This window comes from Acidovorax sp. LjRoot204, from assembly GCF_056175785.1.
In genome coordinates this window covers 1-7,665 of sequence record NZ_JBGFFF010000179.1, presented here as the reverse complement: position 1 = coordinate 7,665, position 7,665 = coordinate 1, and the positions used below count along the sequence as shown (strand labels likewise).

Sequence of the window (7,665 nt, the reverse complement as noted above, 5' to 3'; positions counted from 1 at the left end):
GTGCAGGGGCAGACGTGGTGCAGATCTACACCGGCCTGATTTATGAAGGCCCTGCGCTGGTCGTGAAGGCCRCCAAGGCCATCAAGGCCTTGCGCTAACCCCTCGGGCCACAAACGCTCGGTCACATTGCCCCACAAGAAAACGGAGCCTCTGGCAACAGGGCTCCGTTTCAGTTTTCGGCGTGGTTTTGAGCAGCGGGACGCCGCCCTCCGCAACCCCGCCAGTCGTCAGCGCCGCAAGCGCATCAGCATCGGCAGGACAATGCCCGCCCACCGGATCAACCTGCGCGGGCCGGCCACCAGAGCGACACCGGCCATGGCCGCCACCGCCAGCGGGTGTTCGCGCGCGAACCCGGCGGCGCGCAGCGCCAGCGAGGCATCTCCACCGCCCGTGGCGCCTCCGGCTTGCTCCGCGAGCGCGCGGGCCTGGGCCCGGGCCACGCGGCGGGCACGCAGCCGCTCGCGCTGCAGTTCAATTCGGTCAAGCACACGCTGCTGCTCCGGGGTAGCTACCAGCTTCACCGTGGGCGCAGTCTGCGGTGTACCAATTGTTGGGTGGGGGGTGCTCACAAGCGCTCCTTGATGTCACGCCAGTCCTGGGCCAACTCTCGCCGCGTCAGCGCAAAGCCGCTGCCCGCGCGCTGCGCCACAGACACCAACGACACCGTGGCGGCGGCCCAGCCTGCAGCCCATACGGCAGCCACCAGCCACGCCACCAGCGTGCGTTGCGGGGAGTCCCAAAAGTGCACCAGCACCGCCAGCGACACCATGATCAGGGCCACCACCGTGAGCCCAACGACCAGAATGGTCAGCACCAGCAGTTGTTGCAGCCGCTGCTTGAGGTCCGCCCATTCCAGGCGGGCCAGATCCATCCGGTCTTCGGCGGCGATGGCGCCCTCGATCAGGTTGGCACGCCAGCGGGCGGCCAACCCTTCCAGACCCAGCAGCGAGAGCCAGTTCATGTCTTGTTGCCTTTGTAGCGTGCCGTCATGGGAGGACAGCGACGATCAGCGGCGTGCAAGCAGAAAGCCAACCAACGCACCCACGGCCAATGCGGCACCAGCCACACGCCAAGGTTCGTCATGGGCGTAGCGGTCGGCTGCCAAAGCGGCTTCCTTCGCTTGGCGGGCGGCGTCCTGAGCGGCGCGCACAGCAGATTCACGCACGTTGTGCATGCCATCGTCCAGGCGCTGGCGCAACAGCTTGATTTCAGGCACTGCGTCCAGGTCCTTGTTGGCCAACAGCCCCCGCAGATCGGAAACCAGCTTTTCCAGTTCGCCCTGGGTGGTCGTGGTGTCAGAAGCAGTCATACAAGCCTTTCTGTGTAGTGCCAAAAGTGATGGGAAACCCCGCACGCGAACGTTAGGGCTGAAGTTCATCTTAGCCATCCGCGCAGAAACCCCTCGTAGGACGGGGACGCAAGAGGTTACTGATTGCAAATGGCTTGCTGCAGATCAAACCAGCGCAGCCACATGCTCCGCAATGGCCAGGGCACTTGTCAAGCCGGGCGACTCGATGCCAAAGAGGTTGACCAGCCCGGCTACCCCATGGACAGCAGGCCCTTGAATGACGAAGTCGGCAGCGGATGCACTGGGCCCGTGAATCTTGGGGCGCATGCCAACGTAGCCCGGCGCCAGAGCGCCATCTGGCAAGCCCGGCCAATATTTGCGCACCTCGGCATAAAAGGCATCGCCGCGCGCGGGGTCCACCTGCAGATCGTCGGGCGAGTCCACCCATTGCACGTCCGGGCCAAACTTGGCCTGGCCGCCCAGGTCCAGCGTGAGGTGTACACCCAAACCCGCAGCCTCGGGCACCGGGTAAATCAGTCGGCTGAACGGCGCCTTGCCCGTCAACGTGAAATAGTTGCCCTTGGCGTAGTAAGCGGTGGGCACATGCTGCGGGGCCAGCCCCGCAAGCCTTGCAGCCAGCGCAGGGGCTTGCAACCCAGCGGCGTTGACCACGGTGCGCGCGCGGAGGCGCGTGCCATCCATTGCTTCCAAATCAATAGCATCAGAACCAATAGATGCTAGCGCTAGTGGTGAATTCAGCGCTACAAAACCACCCGCATGCTCCAGATCGCCCTGCAGCGCCAGCATGAGTGCATGGCTATCGACGATGCCGGTGCTGGGTGAATGCAAAGCGCCGATGCAGGCCAGAGCGGGCTCCAGCGCCAAGGCTTCTTCACGGCTCAGGCGTTGGAGGTCCAGCACTCCGTTGGCACGGGCGCGCGCCTGGATGCCTTCCAGGCTGTCCAGCTGGGCGGCAGAGGTTGCCACCAGCAGCTTGCCGCAGCGGCGGTGGGGCACACCGCGCTCCGTGCAGTAGGCGTAAAGCAATTCCTTGCCCCGCACGCACAGCCTGGCCTTGAGCGAACCTGCGGGGTAATACAGCCCGGCATGAATCACCTCGCTGTTGCGCGAACTGGTGCCAGTGCCGATGGCGTCCGCTGCCTCCAGCACCATCACCTCCCGCCCCTGGAGCGCCAGTGCACGGGCCACCGCCAGCCCCACCACACCCGCGCCTACCACCACACAATCCACCGTATCGATCATCAGTGCGTCTCCTGCATCACCTGCCGGGTGCCGCGTCAGGCCTGCTCAAAACCATCGAGCACGTTGACGGCATTGGTGCCCAGCTCGGCCGCCGCATAGCCGCCTTCCAGCACGAACACCGTGGGCAACCCCAGCCGTGCCAGCCGCTCGCCCAGGCGGGTGAAATCTGACGATGCCAGTGCAAACCGCGAGATGGGATCGCCCTCAAAGGCATCCAGCCCCAGAGAGATCACCAGCCCGTCGGCGCTGTAATCCGTGATGCGCAGGCACGCTTGCTCAAGTGCATCGAACCATGTTGCCGCGCTGGTGCCCGCAGGCAAGGGCAGGTTCAGGTTAAACCCAACACCAGCCCCCTCGCCCGTCTCGTCGGCGTGGCCCAGGTAGAAGGGGTACTCCGTGCGCGGGTCACCGTGCATGCTGATGAACAGCACATCGCTGCGGTCGTAAAAGATGCTCTGCGTGCCGTTGCCGTGGTGGTAGTCCACRTCSAGCACCGCCACACGCTGGGCGCCCTGGTTGCRCAGGGTTTGCGCTGCCACGGCGGCGTTGTTCAAGAAGCAATAGCCCCCCATGAAGTCCGGGCCCGCATGATGCCCTGGCGGCCGTGTGCAGCAAAACACGGCGCGCGTCCCCAGTGCAACGCGTGCTGCCGCGCTGGCAGCCGCATCTGCCCCCGCCTTGGCTGCGGCCCAGGTTCCTGCCGCCATGGGTGTACCGTTGTCCATGGAGTACAGCCCCAGCCGTGCGACAAAGTTGTCGGGTTCCACATCACTGCGCAGCGTGCGCACCGGCCAGACAGACGGAAACGGCTGAACAGACGCATTGGCTGGGTCCAGTGCCAGCCATTGTTGCCATGCGGTCTGCAGAAAGGCCATATAGCGCGGCGCATGCACCTGGGCCAGCACAGCATTGCAGTCCACATCGGGCAACACCATGGCGTGGCCGCGTGTGCGCAGGGCGTCTTCCACATAGTCCACACGTTCGGGTTTTTCAAAACAGGGCACACGCTCACCCCGGAAGAATTCGTGGGCCGGTGCATGCCCCTGGTGCAAGGGATTGTGAAAGGTGATCATGGATGCAGCGTTGCAGGTACGGGCGACAAATGTAGCGCGCAAGCCTGCGTTGTATGCCGCTTTGGCGAATGGTCGCTGCACTTTGCAGCTTGCAGACAGGCGGACGAGCCAAGAAAAAACCCCTGCAGGTCAGGAACCTGCAGGGGTTTTTGAATTGGTGGGTGATACATGGATCGAACATGTGACCCCTGCCGTGTGAAGGCAGTGCTCTACCGCTGAGCTAATCACCCGTCGCAAGCACCTTGGAGAAAGATACCGCCGCGAAAAGTCTGGCAGCAACATGGTGGGTGATACATGGATCGAACATGTGACCCCTGCCGTGTGAAGGCAGTGCTCTACCGCTGAGCTAATCACCCTTGTCGCTGTGACAGCCTTCTATTATGGCACAGCTTTTCAGGCCGACTGGAGAGTTCGCCAAATTGTTTTGCCACCGCTGGCCTTGTCGATCTGCGTGAGCACCTCGGCATGGGCCGCCTGCTCTTGTTCGCTCGCCCGCAGCACCGGCAGCGCAAGGCCACGCAAATCGATGGCTGCCACCTTCACGCCGTCAGCGCTGTCATGGCCATCGTCGGCGATCAGCAAGGCATCCTGCCCGCGTGTGAGATTGATGTAGACGTCGGCCAGCAGCTCGGCGTCGAGCAAGGCGCCGTGCAGCGTACGGCCCGAGTTGTCCACGCCCAGACGGTCGCACAGGGCGTCCAGCGAGTTGCGCTTGCCCGGGTACATCTCCTTGGCCATGGCCAGCGTGTCGGTCACGCTTTGCACATAGGTGCCAAACGCCGGGCGCCCCACCAGCTCCAGCTCCTTGTTGAGAAAGCCTACGTCGAACGCAGCGTTGTGGATGATGATCTCGGCGCCCTGCAGGTACTGCAGGATGTCGTCCACCACGTCGGCAAATTTGGGCTTGTCCTTCAGGAACTCGTTGCTGATGCCGTGCACCTTCAGCGCATCTTCATGGCTGTCACGGCCAGGGTTGAAGTACAGGTGCAGGTTGTTGCCGGTCAGCTTGCGGTTGAGCAGTTCCACACAACCCAGTTCAATGATGCGGTCACCACCTTCGGCCGAAAGGCCGGTGGTCTCAGTGTCCAGAACAATTTGCCGGGACATCAGTGATTTTCCTTGGCGTGGTTGATCGTGTACTTCGGAATTTCGACGATCAGATCGGTCTGCGCCAGGATGGCCTGGCACGACAGGCGCGACTGCGGCTCCAGGCCCCAGGCGCGGTCCAGCAGGTCTTCTTCCTCTTCTTCTGCCGCATTCAGCGAGTTCAGCCCCTGGCGCACGATGACGTGGCAGGTGGTGCAAGCGCAGCTCATGTCGCAGGCATGCTCAATGTTGACGTGGTTGTCCAGCAGGGCTTCGCAGATCGAGGTGCCTGCGGGCGCCGTGATCTCAGTGCCAGCGGGGCAGTATTCGGGATGGGGAAGGATCTTGATGACAGGCATGGGGTGGTCTTTTTCTTGTTCAGAGGGATGCGCTGGCTCGTATCACAGGCTCGCGACGTTCTTGCCGGCCAGGGCCTGCTGGATACCGCGGTTCATGCGCTGGGCTGCAAACGCCTCGGTGCCCTTGGCCAGGGCTTCCGTGGCGGCCTCGATGGCCGCGGCATCGTCGGCGTCGCGCTGGTGGCGCAAGGCCACCATCAGGGCGTCGATGGCAGCCCGCTCCTTGGGGCTGAGCACGTCGCCATCCGCGTCAAGCGCGCTTTGCGTGGCAATCAGCATGCGGTCGGCGTCCACGCGGGCCTCGACCACGGCACGGGCTTTCATGTCCTGCGCGGCCGTGGCAAAGCCATCCTGCAGCATGCGCGCGATCTGGTCGTCCGTGAGGCCATACGACGGCTTCACGTCAATGCGGGCCTCCACCCCACTGCCCTGCTCTTTCGCGGCCACGCTCAGCAGGCCATCGGCATCGACGGTGAAGGTCACAYGGATACGCGCAGCGCCTGCCGCCATCGGGGGAATACCGCGCAACTCAAAGCGCGCCAGGCTGCGGCAGTCCTGCACCAGGTCACGCTCGCCTTGGACCACATGGATGGCCAGCGCGGTCTGTCCATCCTTGTAGGTCGTGAAGTCCTGCGCCTTGGCGGTAGGTATGGTCTCGTTGCGCGCAACAATGCGCTCCACCAACCCGCCCATGGTTTCGATGCCCAGAGACAGCGGAATCACGTCCAGCAGCAGCAGGTCGCCTGCCGTGTTGTTACCGGCCAGCTGGTTGGCCTGGATGGCGGCACCCAGCGCGACCACTTCGTCGGGATTCAGGTTGGTCAGTGGCTCCTTGCCAAAGAACTCCGCCACGGCCCGCTGCACCTGCGGCATGCGGGTGGAGCCGCCCACCATGACCACGCCCTGCACTTCATCGCGCGCCAGATGCGCATCGCGAAGGGCACGGCGCACAGCCGCCGTGGAGCGGGCGGTCAAATCGGCCGTCACCGCGTCAAAATCCGACCGTTTGACGTCAAATTGCACAGAAGCGCTAGATAGATCTGCCTTGAATGCTACCAAATCAGTAGCAGTCAAGGCCTCCTTGCAGGCGCGTGCCGCCATGCGCACGGCCGACTTGTCGGCTGGTGTGACCGCCTGTTGCCCCACCTGCTGCAGAACCCAGTCCGCCAGCGCCGCGTCGTAGTCGTCGCCTCCGAGGGCCGAATCGCCGCCCGTGGCGATCACTTCGAACACGCCCTGCGTCAGGCGCAGGATGGAAATATCAAACGTACCCCCACCCAGGTCATAGACGGCGTAGACGCCCTCGCTGGCGTTGTCCAGGCCATAGGCAATCGCCGCCGCAGTGGGCTCGTTGATCAGGCGCAGCAGGTTGATGCCGGCGAGCTTGGCCGCATCCTTGGTGGCCTGGCGCTGGGCGTCGTCGAAGTAAGCAGGCACGGTGATCACTGCGCCATACAGATCATCATTGAAGGTGTCTTCGGCGCGGTAGCGCAGCGTGGCCAGGATCTCGGCACTGATCTCGACGGGCGACTTGTTGCCATCCACCGTGGCCAGGCTGACCATACCGCCCTCGCCGCCATCAGCAGCAGCCACGAAGTCGTATGGCAGCTTGCCCGCTTCCGCCACGTCCTTGAGGCCACGCCCCATGAAGCGTTTGGCCGAGGCAATGGTGTTGCGTGCATCCTGGGCCTGCGCCGCCACGGCGTCATATCCGATCTGGCGACCGCCGTTGGCCAAGTAGCGCACCACCGAGGGCAGCAGCACCCTGCCCTGTGCATCGGGCAGGCATTCGGACACGCCATTGCGCACAGCGGCAACCAGAGAATGGGTGGTGCCCAGGTCAATGCCCACAGCGATGCGCCGCTGGTGCGGGTCGGGGGACTGGCCGGGTTCGGAGATCTGCAAAAGCGCCATGAAATTTCGGGTCTCAACGTGGTGGGGGACGCCATCACCTCAGCAAGCGACAGGGACCCCAGGGGGAAAGCAAAACCGCTCTATTGTCCCAGTTGCTCTCGGCGACGTTCTATGTCGTCCGCAAATCGCGCAATGAACATGAGGGCTCTAACCTGGCGGGCCGCGCCGGCATAGTCCTGCTGCTGGTCGATGAGTTGCTCGCACTGCGACAGAGCGGCACGCCGGGCTTGTTCCACCTCATCGTCCAGTGCGTCCAGCTCGCTGTCTGCGCGGGCATCTTCCAGTGCCTCGCGCCATTCCATCTGCTGCATCAAAAATGCAGCGGGCATGGCGGTGTTGTCTTCGGCACGGATAGGCGCTCCGTGCAGTTCGCACAGATAGGCCGCCCGGCGCATGGGGTCCTTSAGGCGYTGGTARGCYTCGTTGATGCGCACSGACCAYTGCATCGCYACGCGCTGCGCCGCRGCGCCYTGCGCRGCAAASYKGTCSGGRTGGGCYTCGCGCTGCAGTTCCTTCCASCGSGCGTCGATGGCGCTGCGTTCTTGTGCAAAGCGGCAAGCCAGGCCAAACAGTTCGAAGTCGTCAGATTGCAGATTCATGCGCAAGGGGGCGTGAAGAAAATCCAAGAAAAAACCGCCAGCACAGAGCGCGTTGGCGGTTTGGCGTTACATCAGCTGAAGAC

9 protein-coding genes and 2 tRNA genes are annotated in these 7,665 nt (G+C 63.7%); all 11 read right to left on the bottom strand.

Annotated features, from left to right (window positions below):
* Positions 1-227: 227 nt before the first annotated feature.
* The 11 genes from AC04MI_RS21565 to hscB all read right to left on the bottom strand — a co-directional run bounded on the left by AC04MI_RS21565 (position 228) and on the right by hscB (position 7,582).
* Complete coding sequence (locus AC04MI_RS21565; protein WP_369816974.1) at positions 228-569, bottom strand: hypothetical protein; 342 nt, start codon at positions 567-569, stop codon at positions 228-230.
* Positions 566-961: a phage holin family protein gene (locus AC04MI_RS21560; protein WP_099730347.1), complete on the bottom strand. Its 396-nt coding sequence runs from the start codon at positions 959-961 to the stop codon at positions 566-568. Before AC04MI_RS21560 ends, AC04MI_RS21565 begins: the two co-directional genes overlap by 4 nt.
* Before the next feature lie 45 nt (positions 962-1,006).
* Complete coding sequence (locus tag AC04MI_RS21555) at positions 1,007-1,309, bottom strand: DUF883 family protein (protein ID WP_008904788.1); 303 nt, start codon at positions 1,307-1,309, stop codon at positions 1,007-1,009.
* Positions 1,310-1,453: 144 nt separating this feature from the next.
* Positions 1,454-2,551, bottom strand: coding sequence for an NAD(P)/FAD-dependent oxidoreductase (locus AC04MI_RS21550; protein ID WP_476498655.1), 1,098 nt, complete (start codon positions 2,549-2,551; stop codon positions 1,454-1,456).
* Between the two features lie 35 nt (positions 2,552-2,586).
* Positions 2,587-3,624, bottom strand: coding sequence for a histone deacetylase family protein (locus tag AC04MI_RS21545; RefSeq protein WP_476498654.1), 1,038 nt, complete (start codon positions 3,622-3,624; stop codon positions 2,587-2,589).
* Positions 3,625-3,779: 155 nt separating this feature from the next.
* Positions 3,780-3,854 (bottom strand) — tRNA-Val (locus AC04MI_RS21540).
* A 51-nt stretch (positions 3,855-3,905) separates the two neighbouring features.
* Positions 3,906-3,980 (bottom strand) — tRNA-Val (locus tag AC04MI_RS21535).
* Positions 3,981-4,017: 37 nt separating this feature from the next.
* Positions 4,018-4,731, bottom strand: a complete 714-nt coding sequence (gene dnaQ / locus AC04MI_RS21530; protein ID WP_056063030.1) for a DNA polymerase III subunit epsilon — start codon at positions 4,729-4,731, stop codon at positions 4,018-4,020.
* Positions 4,731-5,069 (bottom strand): ISC system 2Fe-2S type ferredoxin, encoded by a 339-nt coding sequence (gene fdx / locus AC04MI_RS21525; RefSeq protein WP_192421435.1) that lies wholly within the window; start codon positions 5,067-5,069, stop codon positions 4,731-4,733. Before fdx ends, dnaQ begins: the two co-directional genes overlap by 1 nt.
* Positions 5,070-5,111: 42 nt before the next feature.
* Positions 5,112-6,983, bottom strand: a complete 1,872-nt coding sequence (hscA, locus tag AC04MI_RS21520) for a Fe-S protein assembly chaperone HscA (protein WP_476498653.1) — start codon at positions 6,981-6,983, stop codon at positions 5,112-5,114.
* Between the two features lie 80 nt (positions 6,984-7,063).
* Positions 7,064-7,582, bottom strand: a complete 519-nt coding sequence (gene hscB / locus AC04MI_RS21515; RefSeq protein ID WP_476498652.1) for a Fe-S protein assembly co-chaperone HscB — start codon at positions 7,580-7,582, stop codon at positions 7,064-7,066.
* Positions 7,583-7,665 lie beyond the last annotated feature (83 nt).

What these genes read in the sequence shown, in the direction of transcription:
- AC04MI_RS21560 (WP_099730347.1), bottom strand. Translation starts at nt 961, where the DNA reads ATGAACTGGCTCTCGCTGCTGGGTCTGGAAGGGTTGGCCGCCCGCTGG.
- AC04MI_RS21555 (WP_008904788.1), bottom strand. Translation starts at nt 1,309, where the DNA reads ATGACTGCTTCTGACACCACGACCACCCAGGGCGAACTGGAAAAGCTG.
- AC04MI_RS21550 (WP_476498655.1), bottom strand. Translation starts at nt 2,551, where the DNA reads ATGATCGATACGGTGGATTGTGTGGTGGTAGGCGCGGGTGTGGTGGGG.
- dnaQ (WP_056063030.1), bottom strand. Translation starts at nt 4,731, where the DNA reads ATGTCCCGGCAAATTGTTCTGGACACTGAGACCACCGGCCTTTCGGCC.
- fdx (WP_192421435.1), bottom strand. Translation starts at nt 5,069, where the DNA reads ATGCCTGTCATCAAGATCCTTCCCCATCCCGAATACTGCCCCGCTGGC.